The 25115-nt window shown below is 53.0% G+C and carries 20 protein-coding genes and 1 riboswitch; of the genes, 7 read left to right on the top strand and 13 right to left on the bottom strand.

The annotated features are described in order from the left end of the window. Positions 1-6: 6 nt before the first annotated feature. Together GM556_RS00185 and rpe are read right to left on the bottom strand one after the other, a co-directional pair. Positions 7-1638 (bottom strand): heparinase II/III family protein, encoded by a 1632-nt coding sequence (locus tag GM556_RS00185; RefSeq protein WP_155578912.1) that lies wholly within the window; start codon positions 1636-1638, stop codon positions 7-9. 15 nt (positions 1639-1653) lie between these two features. Beyond that, positions 1654-2316 (bottom strand): ribulose-phosphate 3-epimerase, encoded by a 663-nt coding sequence (gene rpe / locus GM556_RS00180; RefSeq protein ID WP_155578911.1) that lies wholly within the window; start codon positions 2314-2316, stop codon positions 1654-1656. Between the two features lie 115 nt (positions 2317-2431). Beyond that, a riboswitch (TPP riboswitch) is annotated at positions 2432-2544 on the top strand. A 77-nt stretch (positions 2545-2621) separates the two neighbouring features. Between rpe and GM556_RS00175 the strand changes: the two genes are divergently transcribed. The 3 genes from GM556_RS00175 to pnuC are packed head-to-tail and all read left to right on the top strand — an operon-like array spanning position 2622 to position 6688. Continuing rightward, a complete protein-coding gene (locus tag GM556_RS00175) occupies positions 2622-5021 on the top strand; it encodes a TonB-dependent receptor (protein WP_155578910.1) in 2400 nt (799 codons plus the stop codon). A gap of 2 nt (positions 5022-5023) precedes the next feature. Continuing rightward, positions 5024-6148, top strand: coding sequence for a phosphotransferase enzyme family protein (locus GM556_RS00170; RefSeq protein WP_155578909.1), 1125 nt, complete (start codon positions 5024-5026; stop codon positions 6146-6148). Further along, positions 6149-6688 carry a nicotinamide riboside transporter PnuC gene (gene pnuC / locus GM556_RS00165; protein ID WP_155573946.1) on the top strand — a complete coding sequence of 180 codons (540 nt, stop codon included), beginning with the start codon at positions 6149-6151 and terminating at the stop codon, positions 6686-6688. 14 nt (positions 6689-6702) lie between these two features. Here the strand turns inward: pnuC and GM556_RS00160 are convergent, their stop codons facing one another. Genes GM556_RS00160 through GM556_RS00145 form a run of 4 tightly spaced genes read right to left on the bottom strand, consistent with a single transcriptional unit; the run spans position 6703 to position 12846 of the window. Beyond that, on the bottom strand, positions 6703-7062 hold the full coding sequence (locus GM556_RS00160) for a hypothetical protein (RefSeq protein WP_099027492.1): 360 nt from the start codon (positions 7060-7062) through the stop codon (positions 6703-6705). Positions 7063-7099: 37 nt separating this feature from the next. Next, positions 7100-8566, bottom strand: a complete 1467-nt coding sequence (locus GM556_RS00155; protein ID WP_196424740.1) for an efflux transporter outer membrane subunit — start codon at positions 8564-8566, stop codon at positions 7100-7102. Further along, positions 8563-11706, bottom strand: coding sequence for an efflux RND transporter permease subunit (locus tag GM556_RS00150; RefSeq protein ID WP_155578908.1), 3144 nt, complete (start codon positions 11704-11706; stop codon positions 8563-8565). The genes GM556_RS00155 and GM556_RS00150 overlap by 4 nt, the downstream gene beginning before the upstream one ends. A gap of 6 nt (positions 11707-11712) precedes the next feature. Then, positions 11713-12846: an efflux RND transporter periplasmic adaptor subunit gene (locus tag GM556_RS00145; RefSeq protein WP_230873218.1), complete on the bottom strand. Its 1134-nt coding sequence runs from the start codon at positions 12844-12846 to the stop codon at positions 11713-11715. Positions 12847-13143: 297 nt separating this feature from the next. On the opposite strand from GM556_RS00145, the gene GM556_RS08785 reads away from it, so the two are divergent. Continuing rightward, entirely contained in the window at positions 13144-13710 is a 567-nt protein-coding gene (locus GM556_RS08785) for a TetR/AcrR family transcriptional regulator (protein WP_155578906.1), read from the top strand. Between the two features lie 182 nt (positions 13711-13892). Further along, positions 13893-15335 carry an amino acid permease gene (locus GM556_RS00135; protein WP_155578905.1) on the top strand — a complete coding sequence of 481 codons (1443 nt, stop codon included), beginning with the start codon at positions 13893-13895 and terminating at the stop codon, positions 15333-15335. 93 nt (positions 15336-15428) lie between these two features. Here the strand turns inward: GM556_RS00135 and phoU are convergent, their stop codons facing one another. Genes phoU through pstC form a run of 4 tightly spaced genes read right to left on the bottom strand, consistent with a single transcriptional unit; the run spans position 15429 to position 18827 of the window. Further along, positions 15429-16145: a phosphate signaling complex protein PhoU gene (gene phoU, locus GM556_RS00130; protein WP_155573951.1), complete on the bottom strand. Its 717-nt coding sequence runs from the start codon at positions 16143-16145 to the stop codon at positions 15429-15431. A gap of 20 nt (positions 16146-16165) precedes the next feature. After that, positions 16166-16969, bottom strand: coding sequence for a phosphate ABC transporter ATP-binding protein PstB (pstB, locus tag GM556_RS00125; protein ID WP_155578922.1), 804 nt, complete (start codon positions 16967-16969; stop codon positions 16166-16168). Between the two features lie 35 nt (positions 16970-17004). Further along, entirely contained in the window at positions 17005-17862 is an 858-nt protein-coding gene (pstA, locus tag GM556_RS00120) for a phosphate ABC transporter permease PstA (RefSeq protein WP_155573979.1), read from the bottom strand. Positions 17863-17882: 20 nt separating this feature from the next. Further along, positions 17883-18827 carry a phosphate ABC transporter permease subunit PstC gene (gene pstC / locus GM556_RS00115; RefSeq protein WP_155573952.1) on the bottom strand — a complete coding sequence of 315 codons (945 nt, stop codon included), beginning with the start codon at positions 18825-18827 and terminating at the stop codon, positions 17883-17885. Positions 18828-19077: 250 nt separating this feature from the next. Between pstC and GM556_RS00110 the strand changes: the two genes are divergently transcribed. Both GM556_RS00110 and dps read left to right on the top strand, forming a co-directional pair. Continuing rightward, entirely contained in the window at positions 19078-21576 is a 2499-nt protein-coding gene (locus GM556_RS00110) for a glycosyltransferase (RefSeq protein ID WP_155578904.1), read from the top strand. Between the two features lie 100 nt (positions 21577-21676). Further along, entirely contained in the window at positions 21677-22186 is a 510-nt protein-coding gene (dps, locus tag GM556_RS00105; RefSeq protein WP_155573954.1) for a DNA starvation/stationary phase protection protein Dps, read from the top strand. Between the two features lie 99 nt (positions 22187-22285). Here dps and GM556_RS08570 read toward each other — a convergent pair whose 3' ends face one another. The 3 genes from GM556_RS08570 to GM556_RS00090 are packed head-to-tail and all read right to left on the bottom strand — an operon-like array spanning position 22286 to position 25021. Beyond that, positions 22286-22852 (bottom strand): hypothetical protein, encoded by a 567-nt coding sequence (locus GM556_RS08570; protein ID WP_196424739.1) that lies wholly within the window; start codon positions 22850-22852, stop codon positions 22286-22288. Between the two features lies 1 nt (position 22853). Then, positions 22854-24086, bottom strand: coding sequence for a glycosyltransferase (locus GM556_RS00095; protein WP_266137945.1), 1233 nt, complete (start codon positions 24084-24086; stop codon positions 22854-22856). Between the two features lie 26 nt (positions 24087-24112). Then, complete coding sequence (locus GM556_RS00090; RefSeq protein WP_155573957.1) at positions 24113-25021, bottom strand: hypothetical protein; 909 nt, start codon at positions 25019-25021, stop codon at positions 24113-24115. Positions 25022-25115 lie beyond the last annotated feature (94 nt).

Raw genomic sequence — 25115 nt, 5'->3', positions numbered from 1 at the left:
TAGCCCCTAAAGGGGCACATATTCCAGCACCCATTCCACCTTTTGCTGGCGGCGGGGGCGTGTCTCGGCCCCCTCCTTCTCCGTTGTAGGTGACGTTAACGTCCGACCGGGACGGGAATAAACGACAATCTGGCGCGTTTCCTCCGGTGTGCCGCGGCCCATATAAAGGTCGTCCTCCACGGCTATCTCTCCACCTGTTTGATGAAAACGCCATATCTCGGAGGCTGTATGGAGGATAATCTCCTCATCCTCGCGCTCTACCCGCACATCAGGATGAATATGGAAGCGCAACGCAAAAGGCACATCACGCTCCCCTTCCACACGCTCGCAGCCGCGTAACTCCTCCCCTGAAGGGTCTAAGAAGAGCGATCGGGACCATATCACCCCATGAGAGGGATAATAGCCATTATGAGAGAGATGCACGGCGTCTGCTCGGCCCTCTCGCTCTTGCTGGCAGCGCACTTGTGAAGGCCGATGTGTTATATGACCACCCGCCCCAAACCCTGATGAGGACTCTCCTTCAACAATCAGGGCTGTATGGGCAGCAGACGAGCGCAAGGCGCGTTGCCATCCCCCGCCCATAGCAGAACCACAATTTACAAATAATCGCTGCCGATGATGGGAGAACTCAAAAGACAATGTCCCCGCATGGGCCATACGGTCCAACCCGCGCGGTGGGGGTGGGGCTGCATCCACCAATAAAAGGGCCCGCCCTGCTGTAAGCCGCACAAAACCACCTTGGCTCAAACTCGAGGCAACAATGCGGTAACGTTCAGCTTGCTCTAACAAAGCGGTAATGGCTTTTGCGCCATGTTCCTGCGCGCCATTAAAGAGAGCTAGCCCCCCATCGCCATGGCAGAAAGCCCGCAATACTGCACAAGCCCGCCCTAGAGCGACAGAGACGCACTCCGGTGGCAACCATTGCAAAACACCGAACATCCCTTGAATCGCAGTAAGTTCCTGCACACAGCGATATTGGGCCTCCGGGCTGCGCTCTGCCGCAATACCCTCCTCCCCCAACAGGCGGGCCAACACATGGGGGAGTTGTTCCTCAAAGCGTTTGAGAAAGCCATCATAATCAGGCACCGCCATATAGACAGCTAACAACCCACGCAGAGCCGCAAGCTCCTCCCAGCCTAATGAGGAAAGAGGCAACATTGCCGAGAGCCGCCGTCCATCTTTAACCGCAGCCTCTAACACAATATGCTGTGTGTTCGCTGTAGCGGTGGAGAGGCAGAACTCATAATGCCCAAACCAATTTGCTAAACGGCGGCCTATCACCCCACCTTCCCGCGCGATGGGGTCATTAGGAGGACGGTCTGCCCATGAAGTGACCATGGAGCGCGCTAATAACCGCCCTCCATTTGTGCCGAATGTACGAAGGTCTTTCAGCCACTCAAAGCTATACACCCACCGGCGTACATCTTCAGGCCAATTATTCTTTTGCCAAACATCCCGCATTGGCAAGCGATAGGTCTTTTGTGCAAAACGGAACACACCACCCGTCAATAAAGCGGCTTGGTCAATGTCCCCTTCTTCACGGTCTTGATACAAACAAACAGGGCCAACTTCGTCCCGCTGACGGGCTGGCAGAGAGGCACATAATAGCCGAATATACCGCCAGCAGGACCTAAACAAGCCGCTCCCCTTCCATCAAGCGCGGCGTGCGGGGCGGGCTACAGCGCGCATCCCCTCTATAGCGGCTTTGCGGTCACCCTTACCAAAAATAGCAGAGCCTGCCACGAGCATAGTCGCCCCGGCCTCCGTCACCAACGGGGTTGTGGTTTCATCAATCCCACCATCAACGCCTAGTGTAATATCCCGCCCGCTCCTACGGATCATCTCTGCAAGGGTGCGGATTTTAGCAGGCTGACCATGCAGGAACTTCTGCCCCCCAAAACCGGGATTAACCGTCATAACCAAAATAATATCAACCAAATCCATCACTTCGGACAAAGCCTCTGGTGGGGTTGCGGGACAAATCGCCACCCCTGCTTTACAGCCTAAGGCATGAATGGTTTGCAACGTCCGATGCAGGTGAGCATTCCCCTCCACATGCACCGTAATATGGTCTGCTCCCGCTTTGGCTGTGGCTTCTAAATACGGGTCCACAGGGTCAATCATCAAATGAACATCAAACTTGGCCTGACTATGTGGCCGCAAGGCTTTAATGACGGGCATCCCAAAAGAGATATTAGGCACAAAATGCCCATCCATCACATCAAGATGCAACCACGGGGCCTCCACCACCGCGCTCATTTCCTGACGCAGATTAGAGAAATCAGCAGCAAGCAGGCTCGGTGCAATTATGGGCATAAGACCCCCATTATAAAAAGGACAAAACGCATAGGCTTGATATTGGCAGAAATAGGCATTTTTACAAGAGAGCCTTGCACTTGAACAAAAGGGCCTTTCTCTGCTAACGAAGAGCACATGTTCCGAGGGGTGCCTTCATCTGCAAGGCTGAGAGGATGGGTAAGGCCATCCAACCCTTTGAACCTGATCCGGTTCGTACCGGCGAAGGGACAGGAAAATAGCATGGATGGAACACCCCCATCTTCCCCTGAACTAACGCCAGCCCAGCGAACCTTCCCCATCGACCTCTCGAAGGTGAAGATTCTATGCGCTTATCTTTTTCTGGCTTGCGGGCCCTCCTCTTACTCCCCTTATGTTGCCCCAGCTTAGCCTTGGCTGAGGAGCAAACAAAAGGCCAACAGACGCACACGCACACACCAACACATCCCACCTCACACCCCACCACCTCACATCCCCATGATGTGCAGGCAAAAGAGGTGGAATATATCACCACCCATGCCACAACGGAGGTCACCCAACGCGGTGGGGGGTTAATCCGCCCTCAACATGGCACGCAATCCATCAGTGAGGTGGGCCGTAGCTATATGGATGTACAAGCCCCTACGGCTTCGGCTTTTCAGCTTGTCTCCATTTTACCCGGTGCAAATGTTGCTACCTCCGACCCTTTTGGCATTTCCCCTAATACGAATATCAGTGTCCGTGGGCTAAATGGAGATGCTATTGGCTATGTCTTAGAGGGTATGCCCCTCAATGATATTGCCTCTTATGGTGGGTATCCCAACCAATTTGCTGATACAGAGAATTACAGCACCGTTGGGCTGCAACAAGGCTCCTCCGACCTGGATAGCCCCGTCCTCAATGCCGCTGGTGGGTTGATGAAGCTCTCCTTCCTAGACCCGGCCTTTAAACCCGGCGGGTTTGCCTCTTTCTCATATGGCTCTTTTAACACGCGGCGCGGCTTCCTCCGGCTTGAGACAGGCGAGATTGGTCATAGTGGCGTCCGCGGCTTTGCCTCTTACTCCAACACCCATACTGATAATTGGCGCAGCGGCGGGTACGATACCCGCCAGCATATTGACTTCAAGCTCCTTAAAGAATGGGGGCAGGACAATCGCGCAAGCCTTGTTGGGTCATGGAACAGGGCCATCACCAGCTATTATCCCTTCACGTCCCTCAAGGATTGGAAAACATACGGCACCCATAGCGGTGCCCTCACCCATCATTATGAACCCGGCGATAATAGCTATAATTACTGGCGGCTTTCCCGCGACCCAGAGGAAACGCTCTATGTCGGTGCGCCTGTGCATCTGCGCTTTAACCAGCGTTATAGTTTTGACATCACCCCTTATGCTCAAAGTGCTTATGGTAACTTCCCGTACGGCTCCCAGCTCTCTGGTACAGGGAATTATTATGGCACCCAGCCTGTCTCCTCCCTCCCTTTAACCGATAATCAAACCGTCCGTTCCGAATACACGCAGCGTAGCTATCGCGCTGGGGTGAATATGGCCTTCCATGCCCGGTATAAATGGAATGATTTCGTTATGGGGTATTGGTATGACTACTCCGATGATAACCAACGCCAACCCTTTACCACCGTTAATGATGATGGAAGTTCGGCCAATATTTGGGGCGATAAACGGCGTGACCGTGTGCTAATGCCCAATGGTAACCCTTACCTTGCGGGGGCCTTTCATACTATGTCGCAGGTCAATGCGCTGTATATAGGCGACCATATCTCCCTCATGCAGGATAGATTAGCGATGGATATTGGCTTTAAAGAGGTCATGATGCATCGTTGGGGAACAAATGATGTCCCCGGCCCTCAGCGGACCATCTCTAGTAATAAAGCCGAACCACTGCCACGCTTTGGCATGAGGTGGAACTTTACCAAGCAGGACCAGCTCTTCCTCAACGTCAACACCAATTTCCGCGCCCCAACAGCCTCCAGCTATTACAACCAATATGCTGGGACAGATGCGAATGGCAACGCCAATGGCTCCCTCAGCAAAGCGGGGACAAACCATCTTAAAAATGAATATTCCATCGCAGAGGAGTTCGGCTATCGCCGTACGGGGGAATGGATTACTGCGAGCGTGACCTTCTTTAACTACAATTTCCGCAATCGGCAGATTAAAACAGGGGAGCCCAATAACCCCAATATCTCCACCTCCATCAATGCGGGGAAGCAAACCTCACGCGGGGTAGATGTAGAGATTGGCACACGCCCTTGGCATCATCTCAGCCCCTATGCCTCTTTTGAATATCTCCATGCCACCATCGATAGTAACATTGCCGCTAGGGGGGACCTCCTCCCTACAGCAGGCAAAACGGCTATCCGTAGCCCTCATTTCCAAGCGGGAGCGGGGTTACGCTATGATGATGGACACTTCTTCAGCATGGTGACGATGCATTATATGAGCCACCAATATGCCACCTTTATGAATGATGAGCGCATCCCTGCCATCATGACAGCAGACCTTGCTTTGGGGTACCGCTTTAACAATATCGGCGTACTCCAAAAACCCACCTTGCGCCTGAACCTGAGCAATTTAAGCAATCAACGTTACCTCTCTGGTATTAACAGCACCGCTTTTAACGCTCATACGACAACCGGCCTGCATGGGACGCGCATTAAAGGCTCCAGCCCTGATTACTTCATCGGCAGTCCCTTTGCCGCCCTTGCAAGCTTTACAGCGGGGTTTTGAGTATGTCTGCACGCCCCCTTGGCTTAGAGAGCGGCTATAATAGCTGTGTGTGGCCCGCCCTTACGCGCGCTGATGTAGCAACTCTCTTGCCTCATTGGGGCATGCATCCCGCTAACGATCCTATCCTCTGGCATAGCCAGCGGCCCTTTTCTGCCTCGGCCATCATCGCGTTGCAGGATGGCCAGCATATCTTCCTCAAACGGCATGGGCGGGCTTTGCGCTCCGCCCGCACAGTGACAGAGGAACATCGCTTTGCCCAACATCTCGCAGCGCAAGGGCTAGCCGTATGCGCCCCACTCCCTATGGAGGATGGCACCACCGCCAAAGCAGAAGGGCATTATATTTATGAGGCCTTTCCCCTCTTTGCCGAGCACGATGCTTATCGCGGGCTTGAATCATGGCGGCCTTATAAAAGCACGCCCCAAGCGGCCTCTAGCGGGCGGCTCCTTGCCCAATTACATCACGCTAGTGCGGGGTATGATGCGCCCCCGCGCCATAATCCCCCCCTCACCTCCATCCGCCATCCCCTGCTCGGGCCATCCTTAGACGATACACTCCTCCCTTGGGCAGCACAGCAAAAGGGCCTTACATCACTTTACTCCCTTGAGGATGTACGCTCTGACGTTCTGCCCCTTTTAGAGCCATTTCATCAGGCCTTACGCCCCCTCTTACCGCATGACCGCCCCCTTTGGGGACATGGTGATTGGCATGGGGCAAATCTCTTATGGCAGAATGAGGGGCAAGACCTCACCGCCGTGCGTATCTTCGATTTCGGCATGTGTGACCAAACCAGTGCCGCTTTTGACCTCGCTGTAGCGATAGAGCGTAGCTTCATTAGCTGGCTCGCCCCTGACAGCTCCCCCACCGTGCATGAGGAGCAGCTACGCGCCTTCCTCCACGCTTATGATGCCCAGCGTCCAAGAAGCCTCGTAGAACGACACCTCACAGCACGCTGGCTCCCCCTCTGCCATGTGACCTTTGCCCTCTCTGAAACGGCTTATTACGGCCATACGCTCCATAACCAAGCAGCGGCAGAGATTTCTTGGCGGGATTATCTCATCGGCCATGCAGAATGGTTCCATTCCCCCACAGGGCGTACCCTCCTAAGCATGTTGGAGACATGTTAAATGATGGAGCTTATCGCTGCGTGCTTTAGTGCAAGTGGGGTATGGCTAACCGCCCAACGCTGCCTCATCGGCTGGCCAATTTCCCTCCTAGCGACCTTTCTTTATGGCTGGGTCTTTTTCCATGCCCGCCTTTATGCCGATACCATATTGCAAGGGGTGTTTAGCCTCACCATCCTTTATGGCTGGGCTCTATGGGCACGGGATAAAGCACGGCAAAACACCCTCCCGCCCCAGCCGCTGGCCCTCAAAAAAGCCATCATAGAGACGCTTGGCTTTTTTATCCTCTCCACCTTATGGGTTATAGCCCTGCGCTGTTGGAGTGACGACCCAGCCCCCCTCCTTGATGGCGGCCTAAGCGGGGCCAGCTTGCTCGCCCAATTATGGACCGCACGGCGGCACCGCATAAGCTGGCTGCTCTGGGCAGGGATTGATGTAATTTATACAGGGCTTTTCTTCAGCCGTTCGCTCAGCATTACCGCTTTGCTTTACGGGGGCTATACCCTTCTCGGCCTCTATGGCTATTGGCGGTGGAAGGCCTAAAAAGCGACGACCCTTTATTGGGTCATCCGGTCCAGCTCCTCAGGGGTGAGACGCTGAATCCGCACCGCTTTACCTGTGGAATCATAATAGACAATCGCCGCACCGCGCCGCTCGGCATAGCCATCAGGCACGCCACTCTTTTTACGAAAAATCAACCGCCCATGCTCTGGCTGAATCGTCACCTCATCCCCGCGTGGGACAAAATGGAACATGCTGTAATCAGCATGAACACGCGGCAAGCTGGTTTTGGGCATGGGCTTACGCACAACACTATCTAGCCCATCAGCCCCATCATCAGCATAACTAAGCCCCGCACTGCCTATCATCAGAGCCATCAGCCCTAGCCCTAAACCGAGCGTCTTTACCAAACCCATTGCCTCTCTCCTCACCCACCGCAATGCGGCGCGTACGTTACTTCTGCCCTTGGCTCTTACGACTCCACCCCCCACCTAATGCACGATAAAGGGTTACCATATTTTGGAACCGTGCCGCCTCCACAACAATACGGCTCTGCTGGGCTTGGTAAAGCTGACGCTCCTGCACCAAGGTGGTTAGATAATTATCGATCCCCGCACGATAGCGCATCCGGGCGAGGTCGTAAGCCCGTTGGGTTTGTGTCTCTAAAACAACCATATGTTCATCTTGCCGGCGATAAGTCTCCCGCGCTGTCAACGCATCGGATACTTCTCGAAATGCCGATTGCACAGCTTTTTGATATTGCGCCACATTCTGCGCAAGCCGTGCTTTTGCTGTCCGTAAGTTCCCCTGATTCACACCCCATGTGAGCAAGGGGATGCTTATATTAGGGGAGACACCCCATGTTTCGGCCAAATGGCTAAAGAGCTTGCGAAATTGCAGCGAGCTTGTCCCCTCATTCGCTGTAAGGGTTACCCGTGGGAAGAAGGCCGCCCGCGCCGCACCAACGGAGGCATTCGCCCCCAATAACAGATGCTCTGCAGCCATAATATCAGGCCGTTGCTCTAAAAGGTCGGACGGCAAACCCGCCGGTAATTCCGCAATCATCGTTTGTCGGCCCATCGGCAAAGCCGGGGGCAGATTCGCCGGCAAGGGCGTGCCGACTAAAAGTTGTAAGGAATGTTCATCATCAGCAACGGCCCGCGTCTCTTTCTCCTCATCAGAGCGTGCTTGCTCTAACTCCGCCGCACTTTGGGCGAGAGTGAGCGCATCTAACTCATCATGCTTAAACTTAAGGTCATTCAACCGCCATGTATCGGCCCGCGTCCGCGCTGTATTGCGCGCAAGGTCTAGCAATCGCTTATCAGCCAACCATTGAATATATGTACTTGCCACCTGCGAAACTGTCGTCAGCCACAGGTTACGCAGATTCTCAGCCGCACTTAATGTTTGCTCCTGCTGGGCGCGCGCCATATTGCGAATACGCCCCCATAGGTCAATCTCGTAAGATGAGAACCCAATGGATGTCTGATAAAAACGCAATGTAGAAATTGAGCGGCCAGAACCCGGCGCAAAGGCAAAGCCCGCCGTATCCGATGGCCCCACATATTGGGCTCCCCCACCAGCCGAAATGGTCGGGAAAAGGGCGGCATTCTGTACTTGATACTGCCCACGCTCTGCCGCGACTGCCGCCATCTGCGCGGCGAGGTCTCGGTTATTGGTCAAAGCCAGAGTGATAAGGGCCTTTAAGCGGGGGTCTGTAAAGAAATCCTCCCACCCAAGGTCGGAGACACGCTGATGTACCGGCTGGCCAGGCTTTAACTCCGCATCGGCTGGGTATTTCTGCGCAACGGCGGGGTCTGGGCGGTGATATTTCGGGGATAAATTGCACGAGGCAAGCAGCATACTGCCCACAGCCATCACCCCGTAAGTGAGGCTCCGTTTTGTGCTATAAAGGCTCATGCTTGGCCTCCTTCCTGCCCAGCTTCATGCCGCTCTGAAAGACGTTTGACGCGAAAAAGCCGCAACACCACGACAAAAAAGATGGGGACGAAATACACAGCCAACACCGTTGCCGTAATCATCCCCCCGACAACGCAGGTCCCAATCGCTACACGCGCCGCAGCCCCGGCCCCGGTGGCAATCGCCAAAGGAAACACACCGCATACAAAGGCGATAGAGGTCATCAAAATAGGGCGTAAACGCTCTTGCCCCGCTTTCAACACAGCCTCTTCTAACGTATCGCCGCTTTCATAAAAGGCCTTGGCGAATTCAACAATCAGAATGGCGTTTTTGACAGCCAACCCAACAGTGGTCAGCAACCCGACTTGGAAATACACATCATTGCTCAGCCCTCGCCATAGGGTGGAGGCAATCGCCCCTAAGACACCCAAAGGCAGCACCAGCAATACGGAGAAAGGAATCGCCCAACTTTCATACAAAGCAGCTAGGCAGAGCAAAATCACAATCACTGCCAGCGCGTAAAGCGGCCCTGTAGCATTGCCAGAGGCTAATTGCTCAAAAGTGAGACCTGTCCATTCATGCCCGACGCCGGGGGGCAGCGTTTTTAGGATGGCCTCTATCTCCGCAACGGCACGACCAGCACTTACCCCTGCCGCAGGCACACCCTGAATCTCGTAAGAATTAAGGCCGTTATAATTCTCCACCTTCTGCGGCCCTACAATCCAATGGCCAGAGGCAAAAGCGTTAAAGGGCACTAACTCGCCAAGATTATTGCGGATATACCAGCGATTGAGGTCTTCTGGCCTCATGCGGGCAAAAGATTCACCTTGAATATATACCTGTTTTACACGGTCATTCCGGGTGAATTGATTCACATAAATCGAGCCTAAAGCCCCCTGAATGGTCGTATTAATATCCTCGTTGGTAATGCCCTGCGCGTTAGCTTTCTCACGGTTTAAGTCCAACACAAATTGCGGCGCATCTTCCAACCCCATTGGGCGCACAGCCACAAGCAACGGGTTCTTCTTCGCTTCATCAAGCAATTTATTACGCGCCGCAAGGAAGGCTTGATGGCCAATATGACCATTATCCTCAAGCTCTAAGTCAAAGCCAGTCGCATTACCAAGCTCCATCACCGCAGGGGGATTAAGAGCATAAATCTGCGCCGCAGGGTCACCAGCAAAATGCTTCATGATCTCACTAGCAATCGCCATGCTGGAATGTTTATAGCCCGGTCGCTTATCCCATGGCTTCAGCCGGATAAAGAACGCCCCAGCATTTTGCCCCTGCCCTGCAAAGCTAAAGCCATTCATCGTAAAAACAGATTCAACATCATGGCTATATGTTTTTAGTACATAATCGGTGATGCGATGGTTAATTACCCCCATCTGTGCATCAGTAGCCCCTGGTGGTGTACTAATCTGCCCAAAAATAAGGGCTTGGTCTTCATCAGGTAAGAAGCCTGTTGGAACCTTGATGAACATATAGCCCACAAGCAGCGTTAGGCCTAAAAACACTAACATCGCCGGGAGCCGTAAACGCAATAAATGCCGCACCCCGCCTATATAGCGATGCGTTAGCCACTCAAAGCCATTATTAAACCAGATCGCTGGGCGAAAATGGACCTCATGATTGGTTGGCTTTAACATCGTAGCGCAAAGAGAGGGTGTCATAATCATCGCTACGAGGACAGACAACCACATAGCCGCCACAACCGTGATGGAGAATTGCCGGTAAATCACCCCGGTGGACCCACCAAAAGCGGCCATAGGTAAAAAGACCGCTGTAAGGACCAACACAATCCCCACCAACGCGCCGGAGATTTCATCCATCGATTCACGCGCTGCCTCACGCGGGGGGAGATGCTTCTCGCTCATCACACGTTCGACATTCTCCACCACCACGATGGCATCATCCACCAATAGCCCCACTGCGAGGACCATAGCCAACATCGTCAAGGTGTTGATGCTGTACCCCATGATGGACAGCAACCCAAACGTCCCCAGCAACACCACCGGCACGGCGATGGTCGGGATTAATGTCGCGCGGAAATTTTGAAGAAAGACGAGCATCACGACAAAAACCAGAATGATGGCTTCCACCAATGTCTCAATCACTTCCTCAATCGAATGCGTGATGAAAGGCTCTGTATCCAGCGGGTAAACCACCTTCACCCCTTTAGGGAAGAACTGGGAGAGATGATTAATCTCCGCGCGCACGGCATCTTCTGTCACCATCTGGTTCGCCCCGGGGGCGAGCTTGAGGGCTAGGGCTGTGGCGGGTTCATTATTATACCGGGATGTGAAATTATAGCTCTGTGAGCCTAGCTCCACACGCCCAATATCGCGCATCCGCACTTGGCTGCCATCTTGTTGGACCTTCAGCAGCATATCGCTAAATTGCGCCGGGTCTGTCAGGCGGACGGGACCGATGATAGTGGCATCAAACCCTACAGATTTTTGTGCTGGTAGGCCGCCTAGCTCCCCTGAGGCAACCTGAATATTCTGATTCTGCACCGCATGCTGTACATCAGCAACTGTCAGGCCATATTTATACAGCTTATCAGGGTCCATCCAAATACGCATGGCATATTCGGAGCCAAAGAGCGTATGGTCCCCCACCCCAGAAATACGCGAGAGAGGGTCCATCACGTTAGAGGCCACGTAATCGGAAAGGTCCTTCCCGCTCATGCTGCCATCGGTGGAGATAAAGCCAATCACCATCATAAAGTTCTTGGCAGCCTTTGTGACACTCAAACCTTGATTGACCACTTCCGGCGGGAGGCGCGGTTGGGCGAGCTGTAATTTATTTTGCACCTGCACCTGAGCAATATCGGGGTTTGTCCCTTGCTCAAAGGTTAGGTCAATTTCCATATGCCCATTGCCGTAGGACTGTGCCGATAGATACTCCAAATGGTCCAACCCGGACATTTGTTGGAGAATCGGCTGCACCACCGTGTTATTCACCGTATCGGCGGAGGCCCCGGGGTCATCCACCGCAACGGCAATTTGCGGTGGGGCAATCGTAGGATATTGGGCAATCGGCATACGGGTGATGGAGACACCACCCACAAGCATAATAATCAGCCCAACCACCCACGCAAAAACAGGGCGGTCGATAAAGAAACGCGATAAAGACATACGCTCTTACTCCAGCCCCAGTTCGGCTTTATCAGCTTCATGAGGCTTTACTGTACCTTCGGCCCGTATCTTCTGTAGCCCAGAGATAACCACGGCCTCTCCCTCACTCAGCCCATGTAAAACTTGCCAATTAGCCCCTATGGTCTGCCCCACCGTCACCATCCGCAAATGAACATGATTTTGTTTATCCACCACCATGACATAAGGCTCTGCTTTATGGGTCCTCTGCACCGCTAATTGAGGCACAAGGAGCGCATTAGGGTCGCTGCCCTCCTTAATATGGGCATGCACGAACATCCCCGGCAAAAGCAATTTATCAGGGTTAGGCATCACCCCGCGTAAGACCAATGTCCCTGTTGCTGGGTCCACCGTGACTTCAGAAAGTTCTAACTGGCCTGTATGCCCATAAAGAGAGCCATCAGGCAGCTCTACCGTTACAGCAGCATCATTACCTTTACGCTCTAACTGACCAGAGGCCAGCTCCCGCCGCAGACGTATCATATCTTCTGCAGCGAGATTCACATCCACATAGATAGGGTCTAACCGGGTCACAACCGCAATCGCATCGCTCTGATTCGCCGTTACCAGCATCCCTGCTGTGTAAAGCGTCCGACCAATGCGCCCATCAATCGGGGCATAAACATGCGTATAGTTAAGATTAACCTGCGCACTCTCCACCGCAGCTTGGCTCTGCACAACCTCTGCATCCGCTTGCCGTGCTGTCGCCAAGGCATCATCATATTCCTGCCGACTTACCGCCCGCGCGCCCACAAGGGATTTATACCGCCGCAACTGCGCATGAGCACGAATGGCACTCGCCTGCGCTTCCATCAACCGTCCACGCGCTTGGTCATACGCCGCCTGGAAGGGAGCAATGTAAATCTGGAATAATTGCTGCCCAGCTTTAACGTCTTTCCCCTCCTCAAACATACGCTCGACCAACACGCCACCAACCTGCGGGCGAATCTGTGCTTGCTCATAGGCTTCCACACGGCCGGGGAGGGAGGTCTCCATCGGGACATTTTGCTTATGCAAGGTCACCACAGCGACCTCTTGCACGGCAGCCTTATGCGGGGCCTTTTTCTGACAGCCCGCTAAAAAGGTGGTGCCTAGTAACATTGTCCCGCCCAAAAGAGCCATACGAGACAAACAAACAGCCGGAAACACGCGACATATGGACATAAATGACACTGGCTCTCTTAGGATTAGCAAAACCGAAAACTATACCTACAGGCAAATAACGCTACCTGCATCAGGGTCTCTCATACTTTTATACACAAACCATGCAGTGCGAGGAAACTAATAAGTTTCCATCTGTCAGGTCAAGCCCTTTTCCTATAATGAAAGGACCGCTATAGCCTCTATCTCATCTGTCAATAGGAGTATGGTGCCATTTCTACCCCTCAGGATTTAGACCGCCGTAGCACCATCCTCAAAGTGGCCTGCACTCTATTACAGGAGCAAGGCTATCACCATACCACAATGGACCATATTGCCCACCAAGCGGGCATGTCTAAAAAAACACTCTATCTCTTTTTCCCGTCCAAACGGAATCTCATAGAACAACTCATTCTGGAAGAATTATTTCCCCCCTTTACACCTGCCCCTCACCCTCATGAGAGCCTTGAATCCCAATTACGCCTTATGATTTTTCAGATGGCTGATATTTTCCTCTGTGAAAAACGCCTCAGCCTTCTCCGCACGATTATTGGGGAGACAAACCGCTCCCCCTCCATCCAACAACTCATGACAGAGCTTTTTCACCTCGCAGGCAGTAAAACGAACATACAAAACTGGCTACAAGCCCAAAAGGAGGCAGGCACCCTCACCTTCGCTAATGCCACCGATGCCGCCGATCATCTCTTTGGCTTGACCATTGGCGGGCCAATGCTCTCCCGCCTTGCCCATTGCGGAGCAGCACGCAACAAGGCCGATTTGCAGCGTTATTTAGAAGAAGGATTACGCATTTTCCTACATGGCTGCACCCCTCTCCCCCTGTCATAAAAACAGCTTATTATTACGCCTCTGTAATTGGTTATTAAAATCTCGCTTTAAACTCATCATCCATTGGCAAAGTCCCAAGGGTTAGTTATAGAATCTATTCATATAACACATAGCAGACCATACAGGAGCGAAATACTAACCCGCGCCCTTCTCCGCACACAGCCCTATCGCAGGATGAACGCATGACTATACCCTCCTCTGATCAAACCACCCCAGACCCAACCTCCACCAGTGATGAGGGGTATCAAAAAGATTTAAGCCGGCGGCATGTCCAAATGATCGCCATTGGGGGGGCGATTGGTACAGGCTTGTTCCTTGGGGCAGGCTCGCGCCTTCAGGTCGTTGGTCCATCTTTGGCCATCACATATGCTATTTGCGGTCTCTGCGCCTTTATGATTCTCCGCGCTATGGGCGAGCTTGTAATGTACCGCCCAAGCAGTGGGAGTTTTGTCACCTATGCTCGTGAGTTCCTTGGGGAAGGAGCCGCCTATGCTGCGGGGTGGTTCTTCTTCCTCAACTGGGCGATGACGGGCATTGTCGATATTACCGCCATTGCGCTTTACATCCATTACTGGCCCATTTTTGGGGCCATCCCTCAATGGTTGATTGCCCTTGGTGCGCTTGTTGTTGTCGGGGCGGTAAACCTTACCGGTGTACGTTATTTTGGTGAGATTGAGTTCTGGTTCTCTCTTGTTAAAGTTCTCACCTTAGTCATCTTCCTCACAGTAGGCGGCTACATCCTTCTTAGCGGCACCCATGTTGGGCCTTACACCCCGGGGGTTCATCTCATCACACAGTCCGGCGGGTTATTCCCCCATGGGGTTGTCGCCTCATTAATGCTCATCCAAGGTGTGATCTTCGCTTATGCCGCAACGGAGCTCATCGGCATTGCTGCTGGGGAGTGCGATAACCCCCGCAAGGTCGTCCCCAATGCTGTGAACAGCGTCATTTGGCGTATTATTTTCTTCTATGTAGGCTCTGTCACCCTGCTCGTCTGCCTCATGCCTTGGTCAGCCTATCATGGTGGGGAAAGCCCTTTTGTGACCTTCTTCCACAAGCTTGGCCTACCCGCCTCTGACAGCATCATGAACTTTGTGGTCCTTACAGCAGCTCTTTCCAGCCTTAATTCCGGCTTATATTCCACAGGCCGCATTTTACGCGCCTTAGCCCTCGGCGGGTCTGCCCCTAGTGCCATGAGCAAGCTCAACCGTAATGCTGTGCCTTATGTCGGCATTGGTGTGACGCTCTTTATCTATCTCGTGGGTGTTTTGATGAACTACCTATACCCCACGCAAATCTTTGAGATTGTATTGAGCATCTCCTCTCTTGGTATTTTGGGTACATGGGCGACCATTCTGCTCTGCCAACTCCGCCTGCATCGGGCCATTAAACGGGGACGGATTGCCACTACCAGCTTCTCTATGCCCGGTGCCCCTTATACAGGTTGGCTTACGCTCGCCTTTCTCTTGCTCGTGCTAGTGATGATGGCATTTGATTATCCCTCTGGCACCATCACTGTTGGCTCTATCCCCATTCTCGCTCTCATTTTCTATGGCGGGTGGGTCTTGCTCAAACGCAACCAGACAGATGAAGACGAGGAGGATGGCTCTACAGAGCCCTCCTAACGAGGCCATACCATTTTAATTAAAAAATCCCCGGTTAGCCCATAAGCTGACCGGGGATTTTCATAACGTGATACAAAACTTAAAGAGAAAAGCTTACACCTCTTTGCTCACAGCACGGATTGGGTTTTCCCCACGGGGCCGCTCTGGTGGTAAATTCTCCCCTGTGACAGCATAGAAAACACGCTCTGCTACATTGGTTGCGTGGTCACCAATGCGCTCCAGATTTTTAGCAATAAAGAGCAGCTCCGTGCAGGCGCGAATATTGCGCGCATCTTCCATCATATATGTGACAAGCTCACGAAAAAGAGCCACATAATGCTCATCCACCCCACGGTCCGCGTGCCACACCTCCATCGCCATAATCGGGTCATGTTGGATGACAGCCTCTACCGTGCGGCTCAGATTATCCCGCACAAGGCGGCACATACTCCGCAAGCCAGAAAATGAAATCTGCGCCTCACTAGAAGCCGCTTTAATCGCCTTCCGCGCAATAGAGGCCGCATAATCACCAATGCGCTCCAAATCTCCGGTGATTTTCAACGCGGCGACAATCTCGCGCAAATCCGCCCCCATAGGACTACGCAACGCTAAGAGGCGAATCACAAGGCTTTCTACCTCACGCTCTAGCTCATCCACCTCCGGGTCGCGGCGCGTTGCCTCGTCAGCGGCGGCTTCGTCATGCTCGGCTATGGCAGAGAGAGCAAGCGTAACTTGTTCCTCCACAATATGTCCCATCTGCCCCATCATAGTACGCAGCTGGTCTAGCTCCTGCTCGTAGCTTGAAACAATGTGAGAACGCTCATGTGGCATAATCTTTCTCCCTTCCCCGCTCAACCGAATCGACCGGTAATATAATCCTGCGTCTGCTTCTGACGCGGGTTGGTGAAAATACGATCCGCCGTGTCCATCTCAATCAAACGGCCTAGATAAAAGAATGCCACTTGGTCCGCACAACGTGCTGCTTGCTGCATATTGTGCGTCACAATAACAATCGTGAACTCCTCTTTAAGCTCATCCAGCAATTCTTCAATCCGGGCGGTGGAGATAGGGTCCAAGGCAGAGGTTGGCTCATCTAACAAAAGAACCTCAGGCCGGGTGGCAATACTACGCGCAATGCATAAACGCTGCTGCTGCCCGCCTGATAACCCCGTTGCTGGCGCATGGAGGCGATCACGCACCTCATTCCACAAGGCCACGCGTGTAAGAACATCCTGCACGCGCGCATCCATCTCCGTACGGCTCAATTTTTCATGCAGACGCACACCAAAGGCAATGTTCTCGTAAATCGACATCGGAAAAGGCGTGGGTTTTTGAAAGACCATCCCAATACGCGCACGCAACATATCAAGACTAATCGAATCGTCTAAGATATTGCGCCCATCAAACATCACCTCCCCCGTTGCCCGTTGGCCGGGATAGAGATCGTACATCTTGTTAAAAATCCGCAACAAGGTGGATTTTCCGCAGCCGCTAGGGCCTATCATGGCGGTAACGCAACGTGCGGGGAAGTCTAACGAAATATCATGCAAAGCATGGTGGGAGCCGTAATAAAAATTAACCCCCCGCACAGAAAGGGCGACCTCCTGAACAGGCTCATCGCCTGATGACCCGGTGAGATGCTCGGTAAATGGCATCGAAGCAGACATCATGAAACTCTCTCTCCTAGACATCAGTGACGGGATGAAAGCCGCACAGTGATATTGATAAGAAGCACGCCAAAGGTCACCAACAAAGCCCCTGTCCATGCCAGCTGCACCCAGTCCTCATAAGAGGCCCCAGCATATTGGTAGATGGCTATCGGCAAGCTCGCCATAGGGCGATTCATCGCTGTGGACATGGTTTGATTGCCCAAGGATGTAAATAAAAGCGGTGCCGTCTCCCCACCCATCCGCGCAAGTGCGAGAAGAATCCCCGTCAGCACACCCTTCCGCGCGGAGCGTAAACAAAGGAAGATAATAACACGCCACCGTGCCGCCCCTAAGGCCGCTCCAGCTTCCCTCATCGCTGTAGGGACGAGTCGGAGCATATCTTCTGTCGTGCGTACAATCAGGGGCAGAGCCAAAACCGCCAAGGCTAATGCCCCTGCTAGGCCAGAGAAATGGCCCATCGGCACGACCAAGAGCTGGTAGATGAACAAGCCTATCAAAATGGACGGGGCAGACATCAACACATCCGCTACAAACCGCACCCCACTGGCGAAATAATTCCCCTTCCGCCCATATTCGGAGAGGTAAATCCCACACATCAACCCAACAGGGGCCGCCATCAATAAGGCCAAGCCCGTTTGGATCACGCTGCCGATAATCGCATTGGCTAACCCCCCGCCAGATCCGGGCGGTCCCATTGTACGCGTCAATGTCGCCCAAGAGAGACCCTCTAGCCCATGGCGTAAGAGCGTCCATAAAATAGAGACCAACACCAAGAGCAGGATACACCCTGCCATAACACTCGCCCCTGTAGCGAGATTATTACAAACACGCCGCCGCACAGCCTTGCGACTAGGCCGCCAATCATCACGCGCGGGCATAAGAGCGGACTTCCCCGTCTTCATGAGCGTTTCCCCCGTAGCAAGCGCGCCAACACGAGGCTAACACAGGACAAAACCATAAGAATGAATCCCAACGCCATCAGTGAGGAAAGCCGTAAAGACCCCGCCGGACTTTCTGGGAACTGTAGGGCAATCAAAGAGGCCACCGTACTGCGTGGGGCAAAGAGCGACCAGCCAACACTCGTCACATTACCGATGATGAAGGTCACCGCCATCGTTTCACCTAAGGCACGCCCCATCCCCAGCACAATCGCGCCAATCATCCCATTACGCGACCATGGCACGACAATCTTGCGCATCATCTCCCAGCGTGTGGCCCCAAGACCATAAGCACTCTCCCGCAGCATGGGCGGTACAGCCCCAAACACATCCACCATCACAGCGGTGATGAAAGGCGCAATCATCATCGCAAGGATAATACCCGCTGTGACAAGCCCCGTCCCCACGGGCGGGCCTGAGAGAATCGGCCCTAATATGGATGTATGGCGAAAATGATGATTTAAAAAAGGCTGAACATCACGCGCAATGAAGGGGACAATCGTCTGGAAGCCCCACATGCCGAAGATAATAGATGGCACAGCCGCCAAAAGCTGGATGGTTGTCCCAACAATTGAGGCAAAACGTGAGGAGGCAATATAAACCAACCAAAAAGCCGTCCCAAACGCCAGAGGGACGGCAATTAACATCGCAATGACTGTACTAACAACAGTGCCCAATAACGGGGCTAGAACCCCATATATATCCTTAACGGGATTCCAAGACGTTCGTGTAAAGAAATCAAGCCCAAAAGCGGTGAAAGCCTGCCATCCCCCTGTTGCCATCAACAGGATGAGACCCCCTAGCGAGGCTAATACAAGCATCGCACATAGCCAGAGCAACCCGTGGAAGACCGTGTCAAACCCAACTCTATGGTGAGAGGAACGCGTTACAGGCGTCATGCGCATCTATCTGAAGCCTTGGCCATTTTAACATCAACGGCGACCACCACCATTAGTGCCGCCCCATTTCGTGCATTAACGCCCTCATTGGCAAAGAACAACCGCTCTGAGCAGCAATTAAGCCAGTTTCACGCATCATGGCTGGTTTTTTTATTAACTTCCCTATAATTTAGGTGAGACGGTCATCCATCTGCCACACTTATATTGCAACTTGATGACAAACTTTGTGTTTTACACCTTTAAATAGGAGGGGTCTTTGCCTGTCAGCCAATTCCGAGGTTATGTTGACGTCATAGACACCCATAGCGGCATTATCCGCGGATGGGCCATCAATTTACGCAACCCATTCCGACCTGCTCAGATCCATGTCATCATGGATGGTCAGGAAGTCATGCAAGTATTATGCGACCTCCCGCGCGAAGATGTCCGCATGACATTACACACACCGAGCGAGAAGCTGGGCTTTCAATTCACACTCCCTCAGGCCGCTTTTGATGAAGAGCCGCATGAAATCTCTATCCGCTTTGAGGACCGCTCGGCTCTGCCCTTCCCTAATGAGGAGGACCCCCTAACCCCTCATGAGGTCATCACCTTTACCCAATGCCCCCGTACAGATTACAAAAGTTGTGTTGATGGGCTGCATGAAGGGTTTTTGCGCGGCTGGGTCATTGCCCAACATCGCCCCACTGAAGCATGGGAGGGCAATGTTGTTATCTCTGTTCAGGCAGATGGCATCTCCCTAGGAACATTCCGCGCCAATCATTATCGTGGCGATGTTACAGAAGCCCTTCATTGTGAGCCAAATTGCGGTTTTGAGGTACCCATCCCTCAACAATTCCACGATGGTATCCCCCACACATTCACCGTTACCACCCTGCCAGACCACACCCCCCTTGCAGGCAGCCCCTTTATCACAGCCTTAGTGGATGACCAGCTCACCGCCAAGTTGGTACAGATTGAGAACACCATCGCTAACCTCCATCGCCAACTCACTACCTTACGGCGAGAGACACATAACCTCATCCCCAAACGGCCTCTCAACCTCCAACATTATGACCGTTGGGCGCGCCGTTATTATGCCCATCTTAGCGAGCAAACCGCCCTCCAACGGCAAGCTCATCCCCTCAAAGAAACTCCTCTTATCTCCGTCCTCTGCCCCACATGGCGGCCTGATGAAGATGATTTCCGGGCTGCGGTAGAGTCCGTTATTGGGCAAACCTACCCCCATTGGGAACTCATCCTTGTTGATGATGGCAGCGAATGCCCCCGCACGACAAAGCTCATCCAAGATTATTGCAAGAGCGATAAACGCATTCGCTCTGTCGTCCTGCCGAAGAATCAAGGCATTGCTGGGGCTACCAATGCGGCCATCAAAGCGGCCCGTGGGGCATATATCGCCTTTTTTGACCATGACGACCTCCTTGTTGATGTCGCTTTGGAGCGCATGGTCCGCGCTGCCCTAACAACAGGGGCTAAACTGCTTTATTGTGATGAAGATAAAGTGGATGCCGCAGGCCATTTCCTAGAGCCTAACCTCAAGCCCGATTACGATTACCGCTATTTGTTAGGCTGTAACTATATTTGCCATCTCACTGTTATGGAGGCCGATCTTGTCCGCAAAATTGGCCCGCTAGAGGGGCAGTATAATGGCGCACAAGACCATGACTTCCTCCTCCGCGCGGTGGAACTCATCTCGCGCGAGGCCATCCATCATGTACCGGAGATTTTGTATCATTGGCGCAAAACGCCTAACTCCACCGCCAGCAATATCGGCAATAAGAGCTATGCTGTAAAAGCGGGGGTTGAGTGTGTGACAGCCCATCTCCACCGCCAAAAGATTAAAGCCACTGTTAGCTCTATCGATCGGCTAAGCCTATATGCCATCCAATGGCCCTTCCGCAAGCAGCCCTCTGTGAGCATCATCATCCCCTTCCGTGATCAGCTAGAGATGACGCGTAATTGTGTCGAGTCTTTGCTCGCCTCGCAAAAATATCGGCAATTTGAAATTATTTTGGTCGATAATTTCTCTGTAGAAAAAGATACACTCGCTTGGTTGGAGAGCGTCCAGAATCATAAAAAGGTCTCTGTCCTGCGGGTGGAGGAACCTTTCAATTATGCACGTCTCAACAACCGTGCAGCCTCTCAAAGCACAAGTGACCAGCTCCTTTTCCTCAATAATGATGTTATCATCACCCAGCCAGACTTCCTCACAAATATGGTTCATGAGGCCCTCGCCTCACCAAAAATTGGGGCTGTAGGGGCACGGCTTTTATACCCTAACGGAACAATTCAACATGCTGGGGTCGCTGTCGGGCCGGAGGTCATTGGGGTACATGTTCATCGCCTCCAACCCAATACGGATTTCGGCTATATTGGGCGTATTCGCCTCACCCATGAGGTCACAGCGGTAACCGGTGCAGCTCTCATGGTCCCACGGACCCTGTTTGATGAAATCGGCGGGTTTGATGAAACCTCCCTCGCTGTGGCTTATAATGATGTCGATCTCTGCTTAAAAATCCGCTCAAGTGGACATACCATCATCTATTGTGCCACAGCCGAAGCCATCCATCATGAGAGTTACTCCCGCGGGAGCGATGACCGCCCCGAACATGAGGCGCGCTTCTTTCACGAAAAACAAGTCATGCTTGAACGATGGAAAGAAAATTTACTCTTTAAAAATGATCCAGCATACCCACATTACTTCAGACAGGACCTGCGGACCTTCTTTGACCTCCGCAACCCTGAGGATATATAATCCAAGGGCGTGAGGAAGAAGCCTGGGAGACGTCCCGCCCGGTTTCTGAGTGCCTTCCCCCATTTAAGGGGGGAGGCCAATATCATAGAGGAGCGATATAATGAGCAAGATTCACCATTTTCACACAAGCAACAACACCCCAGACAACACAAAGAGCGTCTCTATCGAGACACTTAATGCCCGTCTGGCAGACCTGATCGACCTCGCGTTGGTCACCAAGCAGGCCCATTGGAACCTCAAGGGGACAAACTTCATCGGCGTACATGAAATGCTCGATGGCTTCCGTGGCGGGCTTGATGGCTTTATCGACACCGCTGCTGAACGTGCGGTACAGCTTGGTGGGGTTGCCCTCGGCACAGTGCAGACAGTGCATGACCACACAAACTGCGCCCCTTACCCCACAAACATCTTCACTGTTCTCGACCACATCAAAGCCTTGGCAGAACGCTATGGCGTAGTGGCCAACAAAATCCGTGAGGCCATTAAAACAACGGCCGAGGCTGGCGATGATGATACAGCGGACCTCTTTACAGAGATTTCCCGCGGTTTGGATAAGAACCTCTGGTTCCTAGAGGCTCATCTTCAAGCTGAAGCTGGCCCGCGCTCCTAAGGCGTATAAAAAGAGGGAGCCGCTCATCAAGCTAGCTCCCTCTTTTATAAAAAAGGCGTGCCCCCCACGGAGGACACGCCTTTTTCTTTACCTTCCGCTTTACAACGATAACGCTAAATGGAGTCGCGCAAAATAGAAGGGATCTTCCTGCAAAACATCCCGCACACGCCGGCCATCAGGCAACACCTCATTCTCCTGCACCGAATCCGCGGGCATGAAATCCTTACGCCATTCACTCACCGTTGTCTCGGCTAATAAGCTTGGGAAAAGTGGCTCTGGCTCTGGCTCTGGCTCTGGCTCTGGCTCTGGCTCTGGCTCTGGCTCTGGCTCTGGCTCTGGCTCTGGCTCTGGCTCTGGCTCTGGGGAAGCAGCTTGAGGAGAGGCTTTTGGCTTATCAAGCCCTAGAGACGCCATAATCGCGCGAAAATCATTCTCTAACAAACGGCCGGGAACGGTCCCACGCTCACGCTGTGCAATCCACTCTCGCGTTAGCTCCCTAAGAGTATCTTTCCCCGGCCCATGTGCATCTGACCAACTCGCATAAGCGGCCTCTGCTAATTGGGTACAATCATCCTCAGTAAGTTTCTGCGGCGGGGATGATGGCGATTTTTTAACAATCCATCCCCCTACCAACCCTATTAAAGCCGCTTTATCCATCTCTGGCATCTTATATCGCCTCCCGGCCTGTCATTTTACTTATCAGGGCCTCATATTGGGCCAGATACTGCTGCATATCCAAGGTCTTCTCGGCTCTTTGGCGCACATTATGGCTCAACTGCGCCCCTAATGTACGATGTTCCAAAAGATTCAAAATAGCCTCGCTTAAAGCATGCGGTTTTAAAAAAGGTACCATCAGAGCCGTTTCCCCATGGGTAAGATATTCTTGCACGGGGGCTGTATCACTCACAACCAGAGGGCACCCTAACGCCATAGCCTCTCGCAAAGACCATGATAGAACAAAAGGATATGTTAGATAAATATGAGCATCAGAGCGTTGCAACACACGAATCATCTGCTCACGCTCCAACCACCCTACAAAATGAATCCGTGAGAGGTCTAGCTGGCCCTCAAGCTCCTTTAACATCTGCTCACGCCACGTCCCGCCACCTACAGGGGGCACACCATAACTTACATCATCCCCCCCCATGAGGATGACCCGGCAATCAGGCCGAGCCTTTAACAAAGCAGGCAAGGCGCGCATCATACTATGAAAGCCACGATAAGGCTCCAAATTGCGCGCGGCGTACGTCACCAATGTTTCATAAGGCGCGACCACTATCTCACCAAGCTGAAAAGGCTCCCGCTTTATCATAGGGTCCGGACGATAGCGCGTAAGGTCCACCCCTTCATCTAACAAAGTAAGCTTATCATGCGCCCATTGCGGATAAGTATCCCGCTGAAAACGCGTTGGCGTTTGCCCTAATCCTGGCCCTGCTAAAGCCTGAAGATTGACCGTATTCTTACAGCGAATCAGCAGCTCTACATTCTCTGGAGGAGGGAACTCAGGGTCAAACCCCGTATCCCGCCCTGTCAGACCATAATAGAACTCAAAATATCCCAACAAGGGCACGTCTGGAAACACAGACTCTAGATTCAACAACTCACCCCAGCCATGATGACCGATGATAATATCAGGCTGGAAACCAAGCGTCTTTAAGGAGCGTGCTACCGCCGCCACTGCCTCAGCACGGCGAATCGCGTAATCAAACTCCCCTACAAAAGGATGGCTCTTACCGCGCTCCAACTCCGGTAGGCGGTACAAAACCCGCCTGACACCGGGAATGTCTGGCCCTTTACCAGCGGTAAGAAACACGACATCATGCTCAGGGTTACGCCCTAGCCGTGCGACAATATGAGCATATTGCGCGGGGAAACTCTGATGAACAAAAAGAAAACGCACCCGTTCCCCCAGCCAACCTTAGGCCATCACGCTTTAGCAGACCGCGCCCGACCCTGCGTACCGCTTGCTTTAGCAGACCGCCGCCGCGCAGGCACCAACTTGACACAAAAAGCCTCCAGCGGAGCAAGGCTCTCTGCCTGGAGGGCATCATCATCACTATCTGCGAGGCTTACTTCTGTTCCATCGGTAAAGCACGCTACAAGATCAAGCGACCATTTTTGTGCAGCCTCACCCTTTAAGCGTACACGCAACCCTAGAATCGGCAAGGACATCCCACGAGAGCCACAAAACTGCCCGCCTTCAGCCCATGGCGACAACCAGCCACGCCCAAGAACAGCCTGATATTCTATATCTTCTGCAGCAACCCCTTCCTCAGATGGAGTGATGGAGAAGCCCTCAATCCACCGTTTGCTGCCTTTTTTACCAACCCATTCCCCCACGGCACAGCCAACATCACCATGCCGCTGCACATGAGCTACAACCTCATGCTTACTCGCCCCGGCTGCACCAGAGACAGACGCTTGGCTCTGCCCCCCTTCCCCAGCAACGGGAGCAACAGCCTCACCACTCACTTGCCCAGCTGGTACACCACCAATCAAACGAATCACCTGCAAGCGCGGGGCCTCCCCACCTGCCTGACCATCTTGATATGTTGTGACCATAATCCCCGCTGGACCACGGCGGATGCGCACCAATGCCGCACTATTAGCCGCTCCCATCCAGCCATCCTCTGCAAAGGTGACAACCTCTACAGCATCAGCCGGGGAGCCCGGCGCACGGGAGATGCGAATCCCCGGCAGACCGCTTGGTCCGGCCTCTGTCTGCCCCGGCGCATGGAACACGCAAAACACCCCCGCATCCAACGTCATCACATGCGCACCGGCCTTGAGGTCCGTAATATGATGACGGGGTTGGTCTTTCTCTTTGTCGGGCATGTTTTCTCCAATAGGCCGAGACTACAAAATACGAAATCTTTATTCGCACAGAACAAGCTGGTATGTCACCTTCAGAATACCTTATTTTAACCCT

This window comes from Bombella sp. ESL0378, from assembly GCF_009725845.1.
Lineage (GTDB): Bacteria > Pseudomonadota > Alphaproteobacteria > Acetobacterales > Acetobacteraceae > Bombella > Bombella pollinis.
The sequence above is the reverse complement of the archived record's forward strand: the minus strand, read 5'-3'. Positions and strand labels throughout refer to the sequence as shown.